The organism is Ectothiorhodospira variabilis, from assembly GCF_022227625.1.
Lineage (GTDB): Bacteria > Pseudomonadota > Gammaproteobacteria > Ectothiorhodospirales > Ectothiorhodospiraceae > Ectothiorhodospira > Ectothiorhodospira haloalkaliphila.
In genome coordinates this window covers 314,014-334,645 of record NZ_JAJNAO010000001.1, presented here as the reverse complement: position 1 = coordinate 334,645, position 20,632 = coordinate 314,014, and the positions used below count along the sequence as shown (strand labels likewise).

At 62.5% G+C, this 20,632-nt stretch carries 19 protein-coding genes and 3 pseudogenes; 4 read left to right on the top strand and 18 right to left on the bottom strand.

Annotated features, from left to right (window positions below; genetic code table 11):
- Positions 1 to 184 precede the first annotated feature (184 nt).
- The 5 genes from LPW30_RS01505 to LPW30_RS01485 form a co-directional block, all read right to left on the bottom strand.
- Positions 185 to 3,571 carry a sensor domain-containing protein gene (locus tag LPW30_RS01505; protein ID WP_239679891.1) on the bottom strand — a complete coding sequence of 1,129 codons (3,387 nt, stop codon included), beginning with the start codon at positions 3,569 to 3,571 and terminating at the stop codon, positions 185 to 187.
- Positions 3,572 to 3,647: 76 nt separating this feature from the next.
- Positions 3,648 to 4,610: an arsenosugar biosynthesis radical SAM (seleno)protein ArsS gene (gene arsS / locus LPW30_RS01500; RefSeq protein WP_239679890.1), complete on the bottom strand. Its 963-nt coding sequence runs from the start codon at positions 4,608 to 4,610 to the stop codon at positions 3,648 to 3,650.
- A gap of 31 nt (positions 4,611 to 4,641) precedes the next feature.
- The gene (locus LPW30_RS01495; protein WP_025280263.1) at positions 4,642 to 5,262 is read right to left on the bottom strand and encodes a TIGR04282 family arsenosugar biosynthesis glycosyltransferase; all 621 of its coding nucleotides are present in this window, start codon (positions 5,260 to 5,262) and stop codon (positions 4,642 to 4,644) included.
- 13 nt (positions 5,263 to 5,275) lie between these two features.
- Positions 5,276 to 5,968 (bottom strand): TIGR04283 family arsenosugar biosynthesis glycosyltransferase, encoded by a 693-nt coding sequence (locus LPW30_RS01490; protein ID WP_025280262.1) that lies wholly within the window; start codon positions 5,966 to 5,968, stop codon positions 5,276 to 5,278.
- Complete coding sequence (locus LPW30_RS01485) at positions 5,965 to 6,105, bottom strand: hypothetical protein (protein ID WP_238625264.1); 141 nt, start codon at positions 6,103 to 6,105, stop codon at positions 5,965 to 5,967. The genes LPW30_RS01490 and LPW30_RS01485 overlap by 4 nt, the downstream gene beginning before the upstream one ends.
- A 174-nt stretch (positions 6,106 to 6,279) precedes the next feature.
- Here LPW30_RS01485 and LPW30_RS01480 point away from each other — a divergent pair, with 174 nt between their 5' ends.
- Complete coding sequence (locus tag LPW30_RS01480) at positions 6,280 to 6,987, top strand: TVP38/TMEM64 family protein (protein WP_239679889.1); 708 nt, start codon at positions 6,280 to 6,282, stop codon at positions 6,985 to 6,987.
- Positions 6,988 to 7,047: 60 nt separating this feature from the next.
- Here LPW30_RS01480 and LPW30_RS16170 read toward each other — a convergent pair.
- The 6 genes and pseudogenes from LPW30_RS16170 to LPW30_RS16230 all read right to left on the bottom strand — a co-directional run.
- A pseudogene (locus LPW30_RS16170) lies at positions 7,048 to 7,257 on the bottom strand (type II toxin-antitoxin system RelE/ParE family toxin); the annotation flags it as partial.
- A gap of 74 nt (positions 7,258 to 7,331) precedes the next feature.
- Entirely contained in the window at positions 7,332 to 7,598 is a 267-nt protein-coding gene (locus LPW30_RS01475) for a CopG family ribbon-helix-helix protein (protein WP_239679888.1), read from the bottom strand.
- A gap of 141 nt (positions 7,599 to 7,739) precedes the next feature.
- Entirely contained in the window at positions 7,740 to 8,039 is a 300-nt protein-coding gene (locus LPW30_RS01470; protein ID WP_025280290.1) for a type II toxin-antitoxin system RelE/ParE family toxin, read from the bottom strand.
- Positions 8,040 to 8,309, bottom strand: a complete 270-nt coding sequence (locus LPW30_RS01465) for a type II toxin-antitoxin system Phd/YefM family antitoxin (protein ID WP_025280291.1) — start codon at positions 8,307 to 8,309, stop codon at positions 8,040 to 8,042.
- A gap of 434 nt (positions 8,310 to 8,743) precedes the next feature.
- Positions 8,744 to 9,013, bottom strand: a pseudogene (locus LPW30_RS16235) (methyl-accepting chemotaxis protein); the annotation flags it as partial.
- Positions 9,014 to 9,154 (bottom strand): annotated as a pseudogene (locus LPW30_RS16230) (HAMP domain-containing protein); the annotation flags it as partial.
- A gap of 170 nt (positions 9,155 to 9,324) precedes the next feature.
- Here LPW30_RS16230 and gorA point away from each other — a divergent pair.
- Positions 9,325 to 10,671, top strand: a complete 1,347-nt coding sequence (gene gorA, locus LPW30_RS01450; protein ID WP_025280293.1) for a glutathione-disulfide reductase — start codon at positions 9,325 to 9,327, stop codon at positions 10,669 to 10,671.
- Positions 10,672 to 10,702: 31 nt separating this feature from the next.
- On the top strand, positions 10,703 to 11,257 hold the full coding sequence (locus LPW30_RS01445) for a gamma carbonic anhydrase family protein (protein WP_239679887.1): 555 nt from the start codon (positions 10,703 to 10,705) through the stop codon (positions 11,255 to 11,257).
- Positions 11,258 to 11,448: 191 nt separating this feature from the next.
- On the opposite strand, the gene LPW30_RS01440 is transcribed toward LPW30_RS01445, so the two are convergent.
- The 3 genes from LPW30_RS01440 to hemB form a co-directional block, all read right to left on the bottom strand.
- Positions 11,449 to 12,108, bottom strand: coding sequence for a YiaD family glycine zipper/OmpA-like lipoprotein (locus LPW30_RS01440; protein WP_025280189.1), 660 nt, complete (start codon positions 12,106 to 12,108; stop codon positions 11,449 to 11,451).
- 115 nt (positions 12,109 to 12,223) lie between these two features.
- On the bottom strand, positions 12,224 to 13,036 hold the full coding sequence (gene aroE, locus LPW30_RS01435; protein ID WP_025280188.1) for a shikimate dehydrogenase: 813 nt from the start codon (positions 13,034 to 13,036) through the stop codon (positions 12,224 to 12,226).
- Between the two features lie 12 nt (positions 13,037 to 13,048).
- Positions 13,049 to 14,050, bottom strand: a complete 1,002-nt coding sequence (hemB, locus tag LPW30_RS01430; RefSeq protein WP_025280187.1) for a porphobilinogen synthase — start codon at positions 14,048 to 14,050, stop codon at positions 13,049 to 13,051.
- 64 nt (positions 14,051 to 14,114) lie between these two features.
- Between hemB and LPW30_RS01425 the strand changes: the two genes are divergently transcribed.
- A complete protein-coding gene (locus LPW30_RS01425) occupies positions 14,115 to 14,888 on the top strand; it encodes an alpha/beta hydrolase (RefSeq protein ID WP_238625255.1) in 774 nt (257 codons plus the stop codon).
- Here LPW30_RS01425 and LPW30_RS01420 read toward each other — a convergent pair.
- From LPW30_RS01420 to LPW30_RS01405, 4 genes are read right to left on the bottom strand one after another with little or no spacing between them, the layout of a single operon-like run.
- Complete coding sequence (locus LPW30_RS01420) at positions 14,875 to 17,646, bottom strand: ATP-binding protein (protein ID WP_239679886.1); 2,772 nt, start codon at positions 17,644 to 17,646, stop codon at positions 14,875 to 14,877. The genes LPW30_RS01425 and LPW30_RS01420 overlap by 14 nt on opposite strands.
- Positions 17,643 to 17,942 (bottom strand): hypothetical protein, encoded by a 300-nt coding sequence (locus LPW30_RS01415; RefSeq protein ID WP_239679885.1) that lies wholly within the window; start codon positions 17,940 to 17,942, stop codon positions 17,643 to 17,645. Before LPW30_RS01415 ends, LPW30_RS01420 begins: the two co-directional genes overlap by 4 nt.
- A gap of 5 nt (positions 17,943 to 17,947) precedes the next feature.
- The gene (locus LPW30_RS01410; RefSeq protein WP_238625252.1) at positions 17,948 to 20,089 is read right to left on the bottom strand and encodes a 3'-5' exonuclease; all 2,142 of its coding nucleotides are present in this window, start codon (positions 20,087 to 20,089) and stop codon (positions 17,948 to 17,950) included.
- A gap of 52 nt (positions 20,090 to 20,141) precedes the next feature.
- Positions 20,142 to 20,522 (bottom strand): response regulator transcription factor, encoded by a 381-nt coding sequence (locus LPW30_RS01405; RefSeq protein WP_238625251.1) that lies wholly within the window; start codon positions 20,520 to 20,522, stop codon positions 20,142 to 20,144.
- Between the last annotated feature and the right edge of the window lie 110 nt (positions 20,523 to 20,632).

Here is a 20,632-nt window from a genome sequence, read left to right as displayed (position 1 = left end):
GCCCCCATTGGATGATGCGGTCTCGGTGTTCACGGGTATCGACGCATATTGGGTCAGTGGCAGTCGGTGGCCAAGTGTAGCAAAGCCCGGCCGCCCTTTGCGGCCCAGCTCTGGATGCTGTTCAAACCGCTTTGTCTGGTCGCGCAGCTCTTGGTCGAATTTCCCTGCATCGGAAGATGGCGACTCAGGAATCGTCAGGATCCAGGGGCTTTGAATGCAACAACATGTGCTCCACTTCCTCGGCCGGCATGGGTCGGCTGAACAGATAGCCTTGTCCCTGCACGCAGCCATGATCCAGCAGGAAGTCCCGTTGCACCGTGTTTTCAATGCCCTCGGCGATGACCTTCAGGCCCAGGGTCTCGCCCAGTCCGATGATGGCGCGGATGATGGCGGCATCCTCGGGATGGTTGGCAGGGTCCTCCTCCATCTCGAAGACGAAGGATCGATCGATCTTGATGGCATGCACCGGCAGGCGCTTGAGATAGTTCAGGGAAGAGTACGCAGTGCCGAAGTCGTCAATGGAAATGCGGATCCCATGACCATGCAGCTCGGTCAGGGTACGTATGGTCTGGTCAATGGAGCTCATGGCCGCGCTCTCGGTAATCTCGATTTCCAGGTCGCCAGCGTCCAGGCCGGTTTCGGCCAAGACGGTGAGGATGCGCTCGACAACGCCGGGTTCCCGGAACTCGCGCGCTGACAGGTTGACCGCCACGGGCACCGTCGGGACACCCCGGGCCTTCCAGTCGCGAATCTGCTCGCAGGCCTGTCGCAGGATTGCCGGCCCCAGCGAGAGGATGAAGCCGGTCTCCTCCGCCAGGGGAATGAAACGACCCGGCGAGATCATGCCCCGTTGGGGGTGGCGCCAGCGCACCAGGGCCTCCAGGCTGAGCGCACGTCCACTGACCAGTTCCACCCGGGGCTGATACACCAGATGAAATTGGTCCTGCTCCAACGCAAGCCGCATGGCCTGGTCCAGTTCCATGCGTTCCTGTAGCGCCGCGTCCATTTCCGGGATGTAGAAATGGTAGCAGCGGCGACCTTCGGCCTTGGCGCGATACATGGCCGCGTCGGCATGACGTACCAGCTCCTCGGGGCAATCACTGTCGCCGGGGTAGACAGCAATACCGATACTCACGGTGATGGAAACTTGCTGGGATGGCAGCGACACCGGCTGATTCAGACTCGCCTGGAGCTTTTCGATCACGGGGATCACGTCCTCCACATGCGTGAGGCTGGACAGCAGCAGGATGAATTCATCGCCGCCGAAGCGGGCCACCGTGTCTTCCTCGCGCAACAGGGTGCGTAGACGTTGCGCGATGTGGATCAGCAGTTGATCGCCTTGGGCATGGCCCAGTGAGTCGTTGACCACCTTGAAATCATCCAGGTCGATGAACACCACGGCCACAGTCTGCTGATCCCGTCGGGCCTGGGCGATCGCCCGATCGATCCTGTCCAGCATGACGCTGCGATTGGGCAAGCCGGTCAGCGGATCATGGAAGGCCAGATACTCCAGGCGCTGGGTCAGGGCGCGCTTGTCCGAGATGTCCTCCGCCAGCTTGATGTAATGCGTCACCTCACCACGGGCATTGCGGATCGGTGAAATCCGGGCCTGCTCCCAGTAAGGCTCACCCGAGCGGGTGCGATTGTTGAATTCGCCTTCCCAGGTTTCGCCGCCGCGGATTGTTGCCCAGAGCGCTTCGTACTGCTCGACGTTCTTTTCGCCGTAGCGCAGCATGCCTGGTCGCTGTCCGAGCACCTCCTCGCGGGCGAAACCCGTAATGTCACAAAAACGCTGGTTCACGTACTCGATCACGCCATCCGTGTCGGTGAGCACCACGACGCCGGGGCTTTGCTCCACCGCATAGGCCAGTCGCTTGCTTTGCTCCTCGACCAGCTTGCGCTCGGTGATGTCCAGGGTGGACCCCAGTATCTTGCGCAGATGCCCATCCGGGCCATGGACGGGAGAGGCCTGATGCAGTATCCAGCGCCACTGACCCGTCTGATGGCGCATGCGTACTTCGAAGCGGAACCGCCCTTGCGGTTGTCGCGTGTACTGCTCGAATTGGTGAATGCCCTCATCGCGCTCATCGGGGTGGATCAAGGACCACCAGGCTTCCAGGTCATCCTCCATCTCATGATCCCGGTAGCCCAGCTGTGCCTTGAGTTCGTGCGATAGAAAAACCTCCCCATTCGGGCGCCATTCGAACAGGCCCACGTTAGCGCCCTGTACCGCCTCCCATAGCCGTTCCTGATCCTTCAGTCGCGCCGTGATGTCTACATCCATGCAGTAAAGGCGCAGGTCATTGGGAGCATGTTCCACCACAATATGGGAGGAAAGCACTTTCAGCAGATGACCGTCCCGATGCCGCAGATTCAACTCCTCCGAAGGGGGGAGCGTCCCCCCCTCGCGCAAGTCCCGCATCCGCGCGAAGAACACCTGCCGTTGTTCCGGGGGAATGATGAGGTCTGCCAGATTGGTGCCCACGGCCTCATCCGCGCAATAGCCATAAAGGCGCTCACTGGCGGCATTCCAATAGAACGTCGTCCCATCAAGCCAATAGCCCTGAATGGAGATCTCGGGCACGTTATCCAGCAGTTGGGTGAGGGCCGCCTCATTGCGCTGCAGCGCCGCCTCCGCGTGATGGCGTGCGGTAATATCCCGGTTGGTTCCGCGGTGCCCCCGATAGCGACCCGACGCATCCCACACAGAGCGGCAGTCGTGCTCGATCCAGCGGACATCGCCGGATTGCGTGATGATGCGGAAGTGCAGCAGTGCCTGGTCCTCATGACTGCCCGCGTGCACATGCCCCTCATAGACCGCTCGATCATCCGGATGGATGATGCGCAACATGAGGCCCGCATCATCCAGAAACGCCTCTGCGGCGTAGCCGGTGATCTGTTCGCAGGCAGGGGACACGTAGCGGAATCGGTTGTCCTCACCCAACCAGTAGTCCCAGTCCGGCGAGAACTGCGCCAGGATCCGATAGCGCTCCTGCTCTTCACGCAGTTGCTGGTTCAGGGCCTCCAGGGCGTGCCGCTGATTCACAGCGGCAGTCTGGTCCACAACACTGCAGATGAACTCCGTGGCCCCATCGTAGGTATCGGGAATGCGGATGAGCTTGAGGTCGGCGATCATGCGCTGCCCGTTGGCACCGCGCAGGGGAATCTCACGGAGTTCAGCACCCCCCTCGCGGGCAGCCTCGCCCAGAGCCGCTTGCAGTGCCGAGTGATGCGAGGGGATTGCCAGATGCTGGAACAGTTTCTGATCCAGGGCCAGCGCCGCCATCGCCGCGCCATTGGCCTCTCTTACTTCGCCTCGATGATCAATCACGAAAGTGGGCTGCGGGAGGCCCTGATAAAAGCGATTGAAGCGCGCCAGGGCGCGCTGGGTGACCTTTTCCCCCTCGACCAGAGACTCGTTCTGCAGGACGAGCTCCGCATGGTAGATGTGCAATTCTTCCAGCAGACGATCCAGGTCGACTTCGCCCCGCTCGATGGCCAGATCCATATCCTTCCACGCGTTGTCGCGCAGAATGGCCTGAGCACGCTCGCGTAAGCGGTTTCGGTCCATACCGGGGTTGCCTATTCAAGGCTGGATAGCGAAGGATAACTCTTTCAAGGTGTCAGTTGCAGCCCCATGATCCGCTTCATGTGACCGCCCCGCCGCAACTGGAGCCCTGGCCGGCCGTGCAACCGTAGCAATGATCAGCAACCGTGATGGGCGCCCCCTCCAGATCCCGGTGGATCAAGTCCCGCAGATGGGTACGCTGCTGTGTACCCGCCCCCAGGGGAAGGCGCAGCATCTGATTGAAATCGCAATCATACACATAGCCCTGCCAGTCGACGCTGAGCAGGGTGCGGCACATGACGCGTTCCAGGTTCTCTGCCCGATAGGCATCCTTGAGCAGCGTCATGTAGGCCTCATGCTGACCGCTCTTGCGCAGCTGCTTGGCAAAACGGTGAATGGGCATGTTGGTGATGGCAAACAAGCCGTTGAACACGATGCCGTATTCCCGGGCCAGATGGTCCTTGTAGTCGGCTTCCAGCTGCGCCTGCGGAGGTGGCAGGTCAGGGCCCAGCGGGTTATAGACCAGGTTGAGCACCAGCTCGCTGCCGGGTTGCCCGTAGCCCATGGCGTTCAGTTGCCGCAGGCCCGCCAGGCTCTGCTCGAAGACACCGTCTCCGCGCTGGGCGTCCACATTATCCGGAGTGTAGCAAGGCAGGGAGGCCACCACCTCCACCTGGTGGGCTGCCAGAAACGCCGCCAGATCGCCCTGGCCCGGCTGCTCCAGCACCGTGAGGTTGCAACGGTCCATCACATGCACGCCCATCCCCCGCGCCTGCTCCACCAGGTAGTGAAACTGAGGATTCAACTCCGGCGCCCCGCCGGTGAGGTCCAGGGTGCGAATCCCGGCAACGCGAAGGTACTCAAGCACCAGATCGGCGGTGGCGCGATCCATCTTCTCCCGGCGATTGGGCCCCGCATTCACGTGGCAATGAAAGCAGGTCAGGTTACAGACATAACCCACGTTGACCTGCAGGGTTTCCAGCCGGCCCCGCCGGATGGCCGGGAAGGTGGTGGATTGCATGTTTTGCACAATGGCGCTCATGGAACCTCCTTTGGCACCGGCCATGCGGCCGTCAAGTCGTGCATTCTTCCCAGTGTTCCGGGAGATGGCGCAGATCATCGGGTTCATCGATATCCCACAATGGGGGTTGCTCACTCAGAGACCAGCCCAATGCGTGAATGCGTTCGCGGGTCTGTTGGGCCACCCGGGGCGTACTCCAGTCGATCCCCTCGAAGACGGTTGAGTGAAAACGACTCAATGCCAACGCCGCATAGCCGCCATCGGCCACCGGGGTGATGACGGCATCATGGCTGGTCAGGGCCAGTGCCATGGCACGCAAACGATTCCGGGTAAGCCCGGGACAGTCAGTGCCCATGACGATCACCCGTTGTTCGCGAGCCAGCAATGGTGCGGCACCCCGGGCGAGACGCGCGCCCAGATCGCCGTCTCCCTGGGGGGCGGTGGCCAGGCGTGCGGGCAGCGGTATGCCGCTCCAGGCATCGGCCTCATCAGGGGTTCTCAAGAGAGTCACCGGGCCAAGGTCCGCGCCCAGGGCCTCGTGGAGGGCATGGTGCAAAAGACGCTCGGCCAGTGCCGCCGCACCCCGGGGGCCCAGCGCCGGGATGAGACGGGTCTTGGCCAGGCCAGCACGGGGCGCCTTGGCGAAGATCAGGACATGCGTTTCAGGGGTCATGGGGATTTCATCCTCATCCCTGGCCGTTGTAGCGCTGTGCAAGGATGTGGGCCGACGTGCCACGCCAGTACAACCAACGCAGGTGCCACATGAGCAGGATGGTGCGCCACGCCCCATGCTGTTCCCAACGTCGTCCCGAGGTGCTCACCCGCGCCCGCAGACAACGGGGGGCCGTGATCCGCCGGAGTCGGCGGCTGATCTCGATGTCCTCCATCAAGGGCTGATCCGGAAAGCCCCCCACCGAATCGAAGAGTTCACGCCGCATGAACAGGGCCTGATCCCCCGTGGCAATCCCGGTGAGACGCGAACGTTGGTTCATCAATGCGGCCACCAGGGGGAGCAGCACACGGCTGCGCCCCCGAATACGAACGTTGAAACGTCCCCAGCCGGACTGGCCCTTCAGGGCATCACGTACCCGAGTATCGGCACCCATGGGCAGGTGGGTATCGGCATGCAGGAACAAGAGGACGGGTGCCCGGGTCGCCGCTGCGCCGGCATTCATCTGACGGGCCCGCCCGGGCGCCGAGACGATGATCGGCAGTCCATGGCCCTCGGCCACCGCCACCGTGTCATCCTGACTGCCGCCGTCCACCAGGAGGATTTCCGTCTCCCGTAACACAGCCGCCTCCAGGTTTCGCGCCAGAGACGGCAGATTGGCGGCTTCGTTCAGGACCGGCACGATCACGGCCAGCGCCCGCCCCGTCACGATGCATGCTCCGCACGGCGATTGATGCGATGGCCGTGAGAGAGAAACCCCACTCCAATGATTGATTCCTGCGCCATCACCCAGTCTCCCATCATCGATATCACCTCGGTGCGGCAGGAAAGAAGAGATTCCTGCATGGAGCATCTCCGCCTTGGTTAGATGCATCATGGAACCTTCAGTTTCCGTCCGTGACCTCATGGGCACAGGGAATCGCGGACTGCCAGCGCAGCGCTGTGGCTATTACGGATAGGCAATGCGCCGGCCCCGTTGGATACTGGGCCACAACAACCGGGAACGGGAGCATCGCACCCATGATGAATGACCTGAATCGGCAATGGCTGGTACGCGGGGTCCTGCTGGCGTTCATTGCGGCCGTGGTGACCCTGGGCGTGCTTTACCGGGATGCCCTCAGCGTGGAGTCGGTACGCCAGCAACTGGACCAGTTCGGTGCCTGGGCACCCGTGGTGTTCATGGTTGCTTACGCCCTGGCCGCCGTGGCGTTCCTGCCGGCCTGGATCTTTACCGTGACGGCCGGTGCCCTATTCGGCCCGGTGCTCGGGCTGATCTACGCCCTGGGGGGCGCCACCCTCGGAGCCACCCTGGCATTCCTGGTCGCACGCCACGCCGCCTCCGACTGGGTGGCCGGAAAGGCAGGCGGCATGGTCAAGCGCGTGATCGTGGGCGTGGAACGGGAGGGGTGGCGCTTCGTGGCCTTTACCCGCTTGGTCCCGCTGTTCCCCTTCAATCTGCTCAACTACGCGCTCGGCCTGACCCGAATCCCCTTGCTGCACTACGTAGCGGCCACGCTGGTCTGCATGATCCCCGGGGCACTGGCGTACGTGTGGATCGGCCATGCCGGCGCGCAGGCAATCGCCGGTGGCGAGCGCACCGTCCAGGCCGTACTGATCGCCATCGGTCTGCTGGCCATGGCCCTCTTCATGCCGCGGCTGGTGCGGCGCATCCGTCGTGACCCGGTGCCAGGCCTGGACGACGCGCCGGACGAGCGTAAAACGCGATAACGCTGCACTCACCAGCCAATAACGAGCGCAGCGAATAATTTGTCCGTGTGAAACGCTTTATTATAAATTCTTTTCATTCTCTTTGTTGTGCCAGATCCTTAATATGTAGATCATCTCATCGGCGATAAGGTAACGTACCGTATAGCTGCTTATATAAAGATCGCGTATTAACTCCGGGTCGGATGCTTTCAAAACGGGCAGACCAATTTTTGGAAACTGCTTCAGCTTATCGATACCTTCTTGTAGATCTATCGCAACTCGACGGGCTGCGAACGGATTCTTAACCTCTACAAATTACACCATTCTGCAGAGATCATCGACCGACTCCGGCGAGTACCTTATTTTCATGATTTAGGTGGCGATTTTCGATTATTAGTGCCCCAGCTATTCAGCCAAGCATTCACATCCTCTTCATCAATGGATTTACCTGCCTTGATGGATTCAAGCGCTTCGAGGGTATCCTGCCACCTTGATTTCTCTTGGGACTGCCTCGCAAGAAATTCTTTAATCGCTTGATTTATAAGACAATTCTTGCTCCTATCAAGCTTTTTGGAAAGAACCTCCAAGGGTTTTTCCAAGTCGTCAGCAATTCGAATACTCGTGACGCCCATGATGCCCACTCCCAGTGTAGTGATCTGTAATACAGATTAGTACAGCCAGAGCATCATGGCTAGACGAATTTATAACGCTGGCCATCACCGGTGACAAAACCGCAGCGAAGCGGAGGGTTTGGCATCCGGTGCATGGCTTGGTTATGTTTCGTTTGCTGGTAATTCGAGCTGCCTCTCACTACGCCAGATTCGTATGAGCACAACCTCTTTTGCCTGCCTGAGATAGACAACTCGAAACGGCGCGTGAATCAATTCGCGAATATGATCCATGTTGAATTCAGGAACAACTCGGCCAGCATCAGGGTGAATTTGAAGCATTCCACAGTGCTCCAGGATAGCAGCCACGAAGCCATCACCGATGTGTGGCACATCCTGCTCTTTGTAATAGCCCTGAATAGCCTGTAAGTCCTCAAGAGCAGATTGTGCGATGTGTAATTCCATTTACTTGATACCCAAAGATTTTCTGGCGTCCTCCAACGATACGGTGTTGCCCTCGCGAACATCCATAAGCCCCTGCGCTACCGCCTTTACAAACCGCAATTCCTCGGCAGTTCTCTCATAATCCTCGAGCCCCTGCACAACAGCCACACCACGGCCACGACTGGTAAGCAGGATCGGGCGATGCGTATCCTGCGCTCGACCAACCACCTTGCCGGGATTGATCTTCAGGTCTGATAGAGGAATGACATCCTCGGAAAATTTCACTTGCATAGTGATTACCTAGCCAACGATTTGGTGCTACCAATAGCACCGGTTAACAGGTGCTGTCAAGAAACATGACAGATCTTAGACGGAATCGGCCTTCCCCAGGAAAGACAGATTCCGCATAGCACGCCCTGGCAACCCGCCTTACCTGCCGCGAAACGCACACCCAGCATCCGAACCGCCCCCACAACCCACTGACTCAAAGAGCAATCCATCCCGAAAAGGGACGCCCAACTCAGTCCCAATGATTGAAGGCACCCACGCAGTCGGTGCTATACCGAGTCTGTATAACTTGGCATGAATGCAATGAAATACAGTATTTGCCGAGCGATACGGGCGCATTCTGTTCAACCCTTGACTGAACACGTACTCTCCCTGGTGTGACCTTCGATCCTGTCCGGAACGCCGGTGGACCCGCGGATACGCCAGGCCTGGATGGCTTACACCTTGAATCGCCCCACCAGCACCTGTAGCTCCGCCGCCAACCGGGCCAGTTCGTCGCTGGCTCCGGCGATCTGACCGGCCCCGGAGGCGGTCTGATCCACGGACTGGGCGATATTGGAGATATTACGGTTGATCTCCTCGGATACGCTAGACTGCTCCTCGGCCGCGCTGGCAATCTGAGTGTTCATGTCATTGATGTTGCCAATGGAGCCGGTGATGGCCTCCAGGGAGGCCCCTGCGATCTGCTTCACCATCTGGTGGATCCTGTCCACGAAGGCGTTGAAGGCCCCCGCCAGGTCTCCCAGCTCATTCTTTCCCCCCTCAGCCAGGCGGCGCGTGAGATCGCCCTCCCCTTGCGCGATGTCCTTGAGGGTGGTGGCCACCTGCTCAATCGGGCCGGAGATCATCCGCGCCAGGATGGTCGCATCCTCTAGAATTTTCATGGGGATTCCAGTTCGGGGGTTCGGGCCTTTTCCCTATTTTAGACCTTTGGTCCGTATCCGATGATCGTCGATCAGGCTGTTAAGATGGGACGGAGAGAAATCCTCTGCCTGTTTTCGCTGCAAGGGAGTCCCCCATGAATGACCATTACGATCTGATTGCCATCGGCGCCGGTAGCGGCGGCCTGTCCGTGGTGGAGCGCGCGGCCCGTTACGGGGCCCTCTGCGCCGTGGTGGAATCAGGGCCGCTGGGAGGCACCTGCGTGAACGTGGGCTGCGTGCCCAAGAAGGTGATGTGGTATGCCGCCGACATGGCCCATCGGCTGGATGACGCCCCGGGCTACGGCTTCAAGCTGGCCCGGGAGGGCTTTGACTGGAGCGAACTGGTGGGTGCCCGGGATGCCTATATCGAGGGTATCAACACCTGGTATCACACCTATCTTGCGGACTCGGGTGTGGACGAGATCCCTGGCCGCGCCCGTTTCGTGGACGCCCACACCCTGGAGGTGGATGGCCGGCGGGTGAGCGCGGATCATGTGGTGATCGCCGTGGGCGGTCAGCCCAGCGTGCCGGACATCCCGGGGGCCGAACTGGGCATCACCTCCGATGGATTTTTCCAGCTCAAGAGTCAGCCGCGGCGCGTGGCCGTCATCGGGGCAGGGTACATCGCCGTGGAACTGGCGGGCATGCTGCGCGCCCTGGGTTCCGAGGTGTCCATGTATCTGCGCCGCCAGACTCTGCTGCGCTCCTTTGACCCCATGTTGCGCGACACGCTGATGGAGCAGATGCTGGCCGATGGGGTGAACCTGTTCCCCAGCACACAGGTGGGACGACTCATCGCCCACCCGGACAGCGTGGAACTGTTCTGCGACCAGGGGGAGTGCCGCGGGGTCTTCGATCAGGTGATATGGGCCACTGGCCGGACACCGGCCACGAACGATCTGGATCTGCACAATACCGGCATTCAACCCGACGATCAGGGGTATATCCCCACGGATCTCTACCAGAACACCTCGGTAGAGGGTGTTTATGCCATCGGTGACGTGACGGGCCGGGCCCCGCTGACGCCGGTGGCCATCGCCGCTGGTCGACGCCTGGCGGATCGGCTCTTCGGGGGCCAGACGGATCGGCACCTGAGCTATGAGACCATCCCCTCGGTGATCTTCAGCCATCCTCCCATCGGCACCGTGGGCCTCACGGAGGAAGAGGCGAGGGCGGCCCACGGGGAGGCGGTGAAGGTGTATTCCACCCGCTTCACCTCCATGTACCACGCCATGACCCCCCATAAGGTGGCCACCGCCATGAAGCTGGTCACCGTGGGGGCACAGGAGAAGGTGGTGGGCGTACACATCATTGGCCCGGACGCCGACGAGATGCTGCAGGGGTTCGCCGTGGCCGTGCGCATGGGGGCCACCAAGCGTGATCTGGATGATACAGTGGCCCTGCATCCCACCAGCGCGGAGGAGCTGGTGACCATGAAGTGAACTGTTCAAGCCCCGCGACAGGAGCCCTCTCATGATCCGAAGCTTTGAAGGTCATACACCGAAGATCGCCCCGTCCGCCTGGGTGGACGACAGTGCCCTGATCGTGGGGGATGTCACCCTGGGTGCAGACAGTTCCGTGTGGCCCATGAGCGTGCTGCGCGGGGATGTGAACCGCATCCGTATCGGCGAATGCAGCAACATCCAGGATGGCAGCGTGCTGCATGTCACCCATGACGGGCCCTATACCCCTGGTGGTCAGGATCTGGCAGTGGGTAACGAGGTCACTGTGGGCCACAACGTCACCCTGCACGCCTGCCACATCCATGACCGGGTGCTGATCGGTATGGGTAGCGTGGTGATGGATGGGGCGATCATCGCCTCGGACGTGATTCTGGCCGCCGGCAGCCTGGTGTCACCGGGCAAGGTACTGGATTCGGGGTATCTTTGGCGGGGCAGGCCGGCACAGCGTGTGCGCCCGCTCACCCAGGAGGAACGGGACCATCTGCGCTATTCGGCCGAGCATTATGTGCGTCTCAAGCTGAGGCACGAGGGGCAGGGGAGGCCGCCGGAAGGGGTTGAGGTCTGAGCAGGGTCGGGCCCTTGTTGCCAGCCTCACCACCCTCACCCCAACCCCTCTCCCGCCAGCGGGAGAGGGGCTAGAAAGTCCTGCCTCTCCATCCTCTTGGGAGGGGACTATGAGCTCCCTTCTCACCTCGGGGGAGAAGGGCCGGGGATGAGGGGGAACGGCGGGCACGATCCTCCCTCGGATGGCACGGATCACTGGGTCAGCGGGATGAACGTCAGTTCCACGCGTCGGTTCTGGGCGCGCCCCTCGGGCGTGTGATTGTCCGCCACCGGACGATGCGGACCGAAGCCGATGGTGTCCAGCCGCACCGGTGACACCCCCTGGCTCTGCAGATAGCGGGCCACGCTGCGGGCGCGACGCTCCGACAGGTCCATGTTGTACTCCACGCTACCGGTACTGTCGGTGTGGCCAGCCACTTCCAGGGCGGTCTGATCGAATTCCTGGGCCACCTTGGCCACCGAATTGAGCACATCGTAGAACTGGGACTTCACCTCGTCGCGGTTCACGTCGAAAGTAACGTTGCCCGGCATGTTCAACACCACATTGTCGCCCACCCGGGTCACGCTCACGCCCGTGCCATCCAGTTCTCGGCGCAGTTCCTGCTCCTGACGGTCCATGTAGTTGCCCACAGCGGCGCCGGCCAGGGCGCCGATACCGGCACCGATCATGGCCCGCTTGGTGCGGTCGCGACGGGTGGTGAGATTGCCTACCAGGGCGCCGGCAGCCGCGCCAATGGCCGCACCGGTGGTGGACGCACTGATTTTATCCTCACGGGTATAAGGATCGATGGTGGTACAGCCGGCGAGGCCCACCAAGGCCGCCACGGCGATGATCAGCAATGGATGACGCATGAAAAACTCCCGCAACACTCAGTCAAGGGGCTGCCCGTCAAGGATAAGGACGCGCCCCGGTTATATCGGTCGATAACCGCCTGGAAGCCAGGCTACCGCAGGCCTGATGAACCCATCATGAACGGGGACGCAGGGCCTCCATGACCGGATCAGTCTGTGGACGCTGGCCGCGCCAGATGGCAAACGCCTCCGCCGCCTGCTCCACCAGCATGCCCAGGCCATCCCGCGTCCAGGCCGCTCCCTGTGCATCCCCCCAACGCACGAATGCGGTGGGGGTGTCGCCATACATCATGTCATAACAACCGGCACCGGGGGCCAGCAGGCCGGCAGGCAGGGGAGGGGTTTCATCGGAAAGCCCGGCGGCCGTGCCATTGATGATCAGATCGTGGGATTCCCCGGCAAGCGCCTCCAGCCCGCTGCCGGACACCGGCCCCAGATCGGCAAAATCCCGAGCCAGATCCTGGGCCTTGGCGGCGGTGCGATTGGCGATGTGCAACCGTGCCGGGCCCTCGGCCAATAGCGGAGCCAGCACACCGCGCACTGCCCCGCCGGCCCCCAGCAACAGGATACGGCTGCCGGCCAGAGGGGTGGGCTGGCGCTTCAGATCCGCCACCAGCCCAAGGCCATCGGTATTGTCCCCGTCGAGCCCGTCGGCGGTGACCGTGAGGGTGTTCACGGCACCGGCCCGCCGGGCCCGGTCGGTCAGGGTATCCGCCAGTTCGAAGGCCTCGTGCTTGAAGGGCACGGTGACACTGAAGCCTCGATACCCCGCATCCACCAGCCTGCGCACCGTGCCGGGAAAATCATCCTCCGGCGCCAGCACCGCCTCATAGACCATCTCCTGGCCCGTTTGCCGGGCAAACAGGGTATGGATCTGCGGTGACTTGCTGTGGCCGATGGGGTGGCCGATGACGGCATAATGATCCATGGGCATGACGGATCAGTCCATCCACTCCAGTGCCTGACGGGCGTAGTAGGTGAGGATGCCATCGGCGCCCGCACGCTTCATGCAGGCCAGGGCCTCCAGCACACAGGCTCGCTCGTCGATCCAGCCGTTCTGACCGGCGGCCTTGAGCATGGCGTACTCGCCGCTCACGTGATAGGCAAACGTGGGCACCCCGAAGGTCTCCTTCACGCGGCGGACGATGTCCAGATAGGGCATGCCGGGCTTGATCATCACCATATCGGCCCCTTCTTCCAGGTCCATGGCCACTTCCTGCAGGGCCTCGTCGGAATTGTGGGGGTCCATCTGGTAGGTGTACTTGTTGCCGGCACCCAGGTTGGCGGCCGAACCCACGGCATCGCGGAAGGGGCCGTAGAAGCTGGAGGCGTACTTGGCGGAATAGGCCAGGATACGGGTGTGGATGTGACCGCCTTCCTCAAGGGCCTCGCGGATGGCGCCGATGCGGCCATCCATCATGTCGGAGGGGGCCACCACGTCGGCGCCGGCCTCGGCATGGGACAGGGCCTGCTGGGTGAGCACGTCCACGGTTTCGTCATTGAGCACGTAGCCGGTCTCGTCGATGAGCCCGTCCTGGCCGTGGGTGGTGAAGGGGTCCAGGGCCACATCGGTGATCACACCGATCTCGGGCACGGCGTCCTTGAGGGCGCGCACGGCGGTCTGGGCCAGGCCATTGGGGTTATAGGCCTCGGCAGCATCTTCGCTCTTCTTCTCCATGGGCACCACGGGGAACAGGGCCATGGCCGGAATGCCCAGGCGGGCACTCACCTTGGCCTCTTCGATGAGCAGGTCGATGGACAGCCGCTCCACGCCGGGCATGGATGGCACCGGTTCACGCTGACCCTCGCCTTCCAGGACGAAGACCGGGTAGATGAAGTCGTTGGGCGTGACCATGCTCTCCTGCATCAGGCGGCGGGAGAAGTCATCGCGCCGCATGCGACGGGGTCGAACCAGGGGATAGTAGCCTTTGTACTGGGACATTGATCACTCCACGCCTTGATGGGCTGTCTTGGGATGGATTCTAAAGGGGCTCAGGATAGCCGATTTGCCCCGACGGAGCACGGCGTGGCGTCATGCCGAAGTCGCGGCCCGGGCCGCTGCCACCGAGGGTGGTGGCTCCCATAGCGATGACAAACCGGATATCCTTGCCCCCATGAATACACATCCCTTTGAATCCGTCATCGTCGACACCGGCGAGAATCCGAAAACCTGCGTCATCTGGCTGCACGGCCTGGGAGCCGATGGCCATGACTTCGAGCCCATCGTGCCCGAGATGCAGTTGCCGCCCGGCAAGCCGGTCCGCTTCATCTTCCCCCATGCCCCGGTGCGGCGGGTGACCATCAACAATGGCATGCCCATGCGCGCCTGGTATGACTTTCGGGAACTGGCCCCGGGGGAGGGAGAGGATCACGGCCAGGTGGGGGAGGGGGTCGCCGCTGTTCAGACCCTGCTCGCCGAGGCCAGGCGTCATTACGACACGGTGCTGCTGGGGGGATTCTCCCAGGGGGGCGCCATGGCCCTGCTCACCGGCCTGGTGGAAGGGCCGGCCCCGGACGCGGTCTTCGGACTGTCCACCTATCTGCCCGATGCCGCCAAGGCGGGTCTGCAACTGTCCCCCCGGGCGGCCGGCCTGCCGATCTTCATGGGCCACGGCAGTTTCGATCCCGTGATCCCTCCGGATTTCGGCCGTCACACCAGCCAGGCCCTGCGCGCCATGGGGGTGACACTGCAGTGGCATGAATATCCCATGCCCCACAGTGTGTGCCCCGACGAGATCCGTGACCTGAGCCGGTGGATGGGGCCGCTCATTCAGGCTTAGCGGGCTTGCCATCCTCCTTCGCCGAGCCATCCAGCGGCGGCAGGTTGAAGGCGAAGGTGGTGCCGGCGCCTTGCTGACTATCCACCCAGATGCGCCCGCCCAGGTGCTGGATGATGTTCTTGCAGATGGCCAGTCCCAGGCCCGTTCCCTCGGGCTTTTCGGTGAGGGCATCCCCCACCTGGCGAAACTTCTCGAACAGGGTGGGCAGATCCTCGGTCGGGATGCCGGGCCCGTTGTCCTCCACCTCCACCTTGACGCCCCCTTCCTCCAGGGGCGTGAGCCTCAGGGTCACGCGCCCCGTATGGGCAGGGGTGAACTTCACCGCATTGGACAACAGGTTGATGATCACCTGCATGAGCCGGTCACGGTCGGTGTCCATGGGAACCGGATGATCGGGCAGGTCCAGATGCAGGTCCACCGCCTTGGTCTTGAAGAGCTGTGACGTGGCGGTGGCGGCATCACTGAGGACTTCCACCAGATCATAACGGCGGATGTACCAGCGCATGGCACCGGATTCCAGCTTGGCCAGGTCCAGCACCTGATTGATCAGTCGGGTGAGGCGCTCGCTCTCGCTGATGATGATGCCCAGGAATTCCTGACGCTTGTCCGGGTCCAGGTCCCGGTTGTCATAGAGGATCTCGGTGAAGGAGCGGATGGAGGTGAGCGGCGTGCGCAGTTCATGGGTGACCGTGGAAATGAAATCATCCTTCATCCGATCCAGTTGCTTGAGTTGCTCGTTGGCGGCGCGCAACTCCCGGGTGGCTGTTTCCAGTTCCCGTGACTTGGTTTCCAGTTGCTGGCTGTAGGCGATCACCTGGCTGGCCTCGTCCAGGATCTCCATCACCTCCTCCAGGCTGACCACATCCCCCTTGGCCACATTGGAGACCATCACCCTCGCCGAGGCGGCGCCGATGGAGCCGGCCAGCATGCGCTCGCACAACTGGATCAGATCGGAGTCCGCTTCTCGCATCTGTGTCAGATCCAGGCCCCGACCGCGAGCATAGCGTTCAAAGGCCGCGCGGGCACGGGCCTCCCCCACGAAGCGCTTGAGCAGATCGAACAGGTCATCCACCGTGGCCGTGCCGCGCCAGAAGCGGGAGATGCCATAACGCTCGGCCGACAGACGGAAGACGTCCACGAACAGATTGGCCTGGATGCGCTCCATGGTGTTCTGCTGAGTGAGCAGGGAGACCGTCACGTAGGCCCCCAGGTTCACCAGCATGGACCAGACCAGGGAATGGGTGATCTGATGCAGCCCGGACAACCCGAACAGCTCGTAGGGCTTGAGCAGTTCGATACCCCAGGGGCCATGGGTGATGAATGTGGCGGGCAGCCAGCCGGCCTGGGCAAAGGAGGGCAGCAAGAGGGTGTACAGCCAGACCACAAACCCGGCCGACAGGCCTGCCAGGGCACCCTTGCGGGTGGCCCCCTTCCAGAAAATGCCCCCGATCAGGGCCGGGGCGAACTGGGCCACGGCGCAGAAGGACACCAGCCCCATGCTCACCAGGCCCACCATGTCGCCAGTCACCCGAACATAGGCATAGCCCAGCAGGATGCCGATGAGGATGGCACCGCGGCGGATATACAGCAGCAGCCGGGTGAGGTCCCGACGCCGCTCCAGCCCCAGCCAGCGGATGCGCAGCAGCGCCGGCATCACCAGGTCGTTGCACAGCATGGTGGCCAGGGCCACTGTCTCCACAATGATCATGGCCGTGGCGGCAGACAGACCACCCAGGAACACGATCAGTGCCAGCAGCTGCATTTCCTGGGAGAGGGGCAGGGCCAGCACGAAGTTGTCCGGGTTCACCTCCCCGTATCCGAACATGAGCACGCCGGCGAAGGCGATGGGCAGCACGAACAGGTTGATGAGGAACAGGTACAGGGGGAACAGCCAGGCCGCCTTGCGCACATGGCTTTCGTCCACGTTCTCCACCACCGCCACCTGGAATTGTCGCGGCAGGACCAGCACCACCACCATGGCCAGCAGGGTGAAGGCAATCCAGTTGCCGTAATCGGACAGTTCTCCCACGTGGAACAGCTCGGCCAGCTGGGGATGAGCCGCCGCCTGACTGAACAGATCTCCCACGCCACCGAAGATCACGAAGGTGACCACCAGGCCCGCCAGTATGAAGGCCACCAGCTTCACCACCGACTCGAAGGCGATGGCGGCCACCATGCCCGAGTGGTGCTCCGAGGCATCGATGTGACGGGTGCCGAAGAGGATGGCGAAGACGGCCAGGATCAGGGCCACATAAAAGGCGGTGTCGGCGTAGAAGGGCACGGTATGAGCCAACTGAGAGGCCGACGTATCCGGATAGCTGACCATCACATTGAAGGTGTCGGACACCGCCCGGAGCTGCAGGGCGATATACGGTACCAGACCCACCAGGGCAATGATGGTGACCAGCCCCCCCAGCATCTGGCTCTTGCCGTAGCGGGAGGCCACGAAATCGGCGATCGAGGTGATGCGGTTGACCTTGGAGATGCGCACCATCTTGCGCAGCACGATCCAGAACAGGGCCGCCATGAGGGTGGGGCCCAGGTAGATGGGCAGGTAATGGATGCCGCTCTCGGCGGCCAGCCCGACACTGCCGTAGAAGGTCCAGGAGGTGCAGTAAACGGCGATGGAGAGGGCGTAGACATAGGGGCTGTTGATGACGCTGCGCCCCTGATCCGAGCGCTTGTCGCCCCAGTAGGCAATCCCGAAGAGGATCAGCAGATACCCCAGGGAGACACCGATGACCAGCCCGATGTTCACGGCTCGCGTCCCGGATCGTAGGGGCGATGGTCACCCGGTTCCTCATGGGAGGAGCGGGCCACGATCAGCACGACCAGAATGATCAAGGCCAGCCAGGCCCCATAGAGATAAACGAACAGCAGGGGGATGCCCAGGACAAACCCGTCCGCATCAAAGACCACGAGCAAGGGCGGGAAGAACAGGGCGAGCCCCAGCATGAAGGCCGCCACGTAGCGCTCGCGGGCGCCACTGGGCGGGGCCATGCGCAGATTTCGCTTGCCGGTCGCCGTCTTTTCGGAGAGCGGCACACGGGCCATGGCGATCAGGCCCCCGCCGCCGAGCCGCTGCTGTTCTGGTGGGTGATGCTGCGCTCACGCTGGCGCAACTGGGCGGCCATGTTGGAGGAACGCATCACTTCGCCGAAGGTCTTGAAGCCCTGGGACTGCAGCCGTTCCACCAGGGTCACCAGCAGGTGGGCGGTGGCGATGGCATCCCCGAGTGCGGTATGTCGGCCGGTGATCTGTATCCCGTAGCGTTCGATCAGGGCATCCAGGGAGTGGTCCTCGTCTTCGTCCTCCACCATCACCGACAGCAGCAGGGTATCCAGCACCGGGTTGTGGAAGCTGACGCCGCAGCGTTTTTCCTTGAGGCTGATGAACTTCATGTCGAAGGCCGCATTGTGGGCCACCATCACGGCGTCGCCGACGAAGGTCTTGAACTGGGGCAGCACCTCGGTGACCGGGGGCTTGCCTGCCACCTGGTCGTCGGTGATGCCATGGAAGCGGATCGACGCGGGCGGGATGGGGCGGCCGGGGTGGATCAGGCGCTCGAAGGTCTCGCCACTGAGCACCCGGCCCTTGACCACGCGCACCCCGGCGATGGAGATGATTTCGTCCCCTCCCATGGGATCCAGGCCGGTCATTTCGCAGTCGAAGACCACGAAGGTGAGTTCGTCCAGAGGTGTGGCGGCCAGCTCCGGGTCGCCCTCGTGTTCGCGCATCAGGCCGAAATCGTAAAACTCGGGCCTTGGCGGCAGACGGTCGCCCTCGGGCAGGAACTGGGGCCTCTTGGGCGCGATCATGGGCAGGCGCAGCAGGGACTCACCATTGCGGCCACATGACTGGCTCCATAACTCAATGCCATGGCGCTCCAGCACCTCGCGGATGGACTGGTGGGCCAGTTCCTCACCGCAGGAGGTGTCCAGCCAGTTTTCCAGGGCGCTGGACGGCACCGGCGGCCCTTGCCAGGAGAAATCCATATAGACCCGCCGATCCCCCAGCAGGGTTTCCACATAGAACGTGCTGGCCCGGGAGAAACGCACCAGATGGCGCAGCAGTCTCTCGATCACCTGCACCAGGGAGAGGCTGTCCCCCTGGATCCACAGGGGTTGTCCCACCGTGACCAGCTTCACCTCGGGCAGATCCTCCAGACGCCGGGCCACACAATTGACCAGGTCGGTGCTCAGGAGATCGGACATGGGATAGCGCCCCAGGGCGTGGCCACGGAAAACGCTGGCCAGTTCGTCCACATGCCGACTCAGTTCCTCGCTCTCGGCGCGCAGCACATGATCGAACTGGCGGCGTTTTTCCTCGGGCATATCCGGATGGGCCTCGATGGTCTCTGCGGCCGCACGCAGATTGGCCACCCCACCACGCAGATCCACGGTGAGGGCGCGACGCACCGCATCCACCTGGGTCATCATTTCCAGCTCGCTGGAGATGTCCACCAGGGTGATGAGATAGGCACTGGTGTTGCCATCCGGATCCAGGATCAGTGACATGCGCCCCTGCAGCATGCGGGTGGCCGTGGCATCGGTGCACACGAAGGAGGCCGACAGGTCCTCGCCACTGCCTTCGGCTTCGCGGCGCCGCCACTCCAGTCGATCCAGGGTGTGCATCACCGGTGCCCTGGAAATCACCTGGAACAGGGGCCGCCCCAGACCCACCGCCTCGGGGGTTTCCAGGATGGAAACGGCTGACTGGTTGTAGAGCAGCATCTGGTGATTGCGGTTGCATACCAGCACGCCCTCAGTGAGCCCCTGGAGGATCACCTCAAGCCAGGTCTTCTGTTCGTTGATCTGCGCCGTGGCGGTGGCCATGGCACTGCGCACCTCGCGCCGGGAACTGCGCAGTGAAAGGGCAAGGGAACGTACCGACTCGGGCAGATCGCCCAGGGCATGATGGGGCGGACTGGTCACCTCGGTGTCGGCATTACGGGATTCCAGCAGCGCACGCACGTCGCGGCTGATGCGCCGTGCGGGGCGGAACACCAGCCGACGCACCACGAACCAGACCAGGTACACGGGCACCGCAAACGCCAGCGCTCCCACCAGCGGGGGACCCAGCCACGTGCTCGGGAGCTGGCCCTGGCTGATGACCTCCCAGTTGAACACGGTCACCAGGGCTGCGTAGGCGAACCCCAGCAGGCAGGCGAAGAGCAGGGCGATGAGGGTGCGTTTATCCACGGAGTCGATGGCCTGGCTGCTGGCTGGGATACAGGTCGGTCAAGGGCCCGGATCAGGCGCCATCATCCGGCATGTAGTCACGCACGCGAGCCACGACCTCGCGGGTGGAAAAGGGCTTGGTGATGTAGTCATCCGCCCCCATGGCCAATCCCTTTTCCTGCTCGATCTGCCGCCCCTTGGCGGTAAGCATCAGGATGCGCACATCCTTCCAGTCCGGATTGGCGCGGATCGTCTGACAGACATCATAGCCATCCCGCTTGGGCAACATGACATCCAGCAGGATCACATGGGGTGGTCGTTCGCGCACGGCTTCCAGGGCGCTCTCGCCATCACGGGCGACGCGCACGTCGAAACCTGCCTCTTTCATCAAAAATTCCAGTGAGAGGACGATATTGGGCTCATCATCCACCACCAGTACGGATTGGGGTGCCATCTCCTCCTCCTTATATCCTCACCATGCCGTGCGTCTCGATCTTGCCCGCCGCCACTAGAGGGCGGCGTGGTGGCGGCCATTCAAGGGCCGCTGGGTGGACGAATCGGCTT

Excerpts from the sequence above, each read along its gene's own strand:
- LPW30_RS01485 (WP_238625264.1), bottom strand. The coding sequence starts at position 6,105 with ATGCAGGAATCTCTTCTTTCCTGCCGCACCGAGGTGATATCGATGATG.
- LPW30_RS01495 (WP_025280263.1), bottom strand. The coding sequence starts at position 5,262 with ATGACCCCTGAAACGCATGTCCTGATCTTCGCCAAGGCGCCCCGTGCT.
- arsS (WP_239679890.1), bottom strand. The coding sequence starts at position 4,610 with ATGAGCGCCATTGTGCAAAACATGCAATCCACCACCTTCCCGGCCATC.
- LPW30_RS01440 (WP_025280189.1), bottom strand. The coding sequence starts at position 12,108 with ATGCGTCATCCATTGCTGATCATCGCCGTGGCGGCCTTGGTGGGCCTC.
- LPW30_RS01465 (WP_025280291.1), bottom strand. The coding sequence starts at position 8,309 with ATGCAAGTGAAATTTTCCGAGGATGTCATTCCTCTATCAGACCTGAAG.
- LPW30_RS01505 (WP_239679891.1), bottom strand. The coding sequence starts at position 3,571 with ATGGACCGAAACCGCTTACGCGAGCGTGCTCAGGCCATTCTGCGCGAC.
- hemB (WP_025280187.1), bottom strand. The coding sequence starts at position 14,050 with ATGTCCCAGTACAAAGGCTACTATCCCCTGGTTCGACCCCGTCGCATG.
- LPW30_RS01475 (WP_239679888.1), bottom strand. The coding sequence starts at position 7,598 with ATGGGCGTCACGAGTATTCGAATTGCTGACGACTTGGAAAAACCCTTG.
- gorA (WP_025280293.1), top strand. The coding sequence starts at position 9,325 with ATGAATGACCATTACGATCTGATTGCCATCGGCGCCGGTAGCGGCGGC.
- LPW30_RS01415 (WP_239679885.1), bottom strand. The coding sequence starts at position 17,942 with ATGGCCCGTGTGCCGCTCTCCGAAAAGACGGCGACCGGCAAGCGAAAT.
- LPW30_RS01445 (WP_239679887.1), top strand. The coding sequence starts at position 10,703 with ATGATCCGAAGCTTTGAAGGTCATACACCGAAGATCGCCCCGTCCGCC.
- LPW30_RS01470 (WP_025280290.1), bottom strand. The coding sequence starts at position 8,039 with ATGGAATTACACATCGCACAATCTGCTCTTGAGGACTTACAGGCTATT.
- LPW30_RS01480 (WP_239679889.1), top strand. The coding sequence starts at position 6,280 with ATGATGAATGACCTGAATCGGCAATGGCTGGTACGCGGGGTCCTGCTG.
- aroE (WP_025280188.1), bottom strand. The coding sequence starts at position 13,036 with ATGGATCATTATGCCGTCATCGGCCACCCCATCGGCCACAGCAAGTCA.
- LPW30_RS01405 (WP_238625251.1), bottom strand. The coding sequence starts at position 20,522 with ATGGCACCCCAATCCGTACTGGTGGTGGATGATGAGCCCAATATCGTC.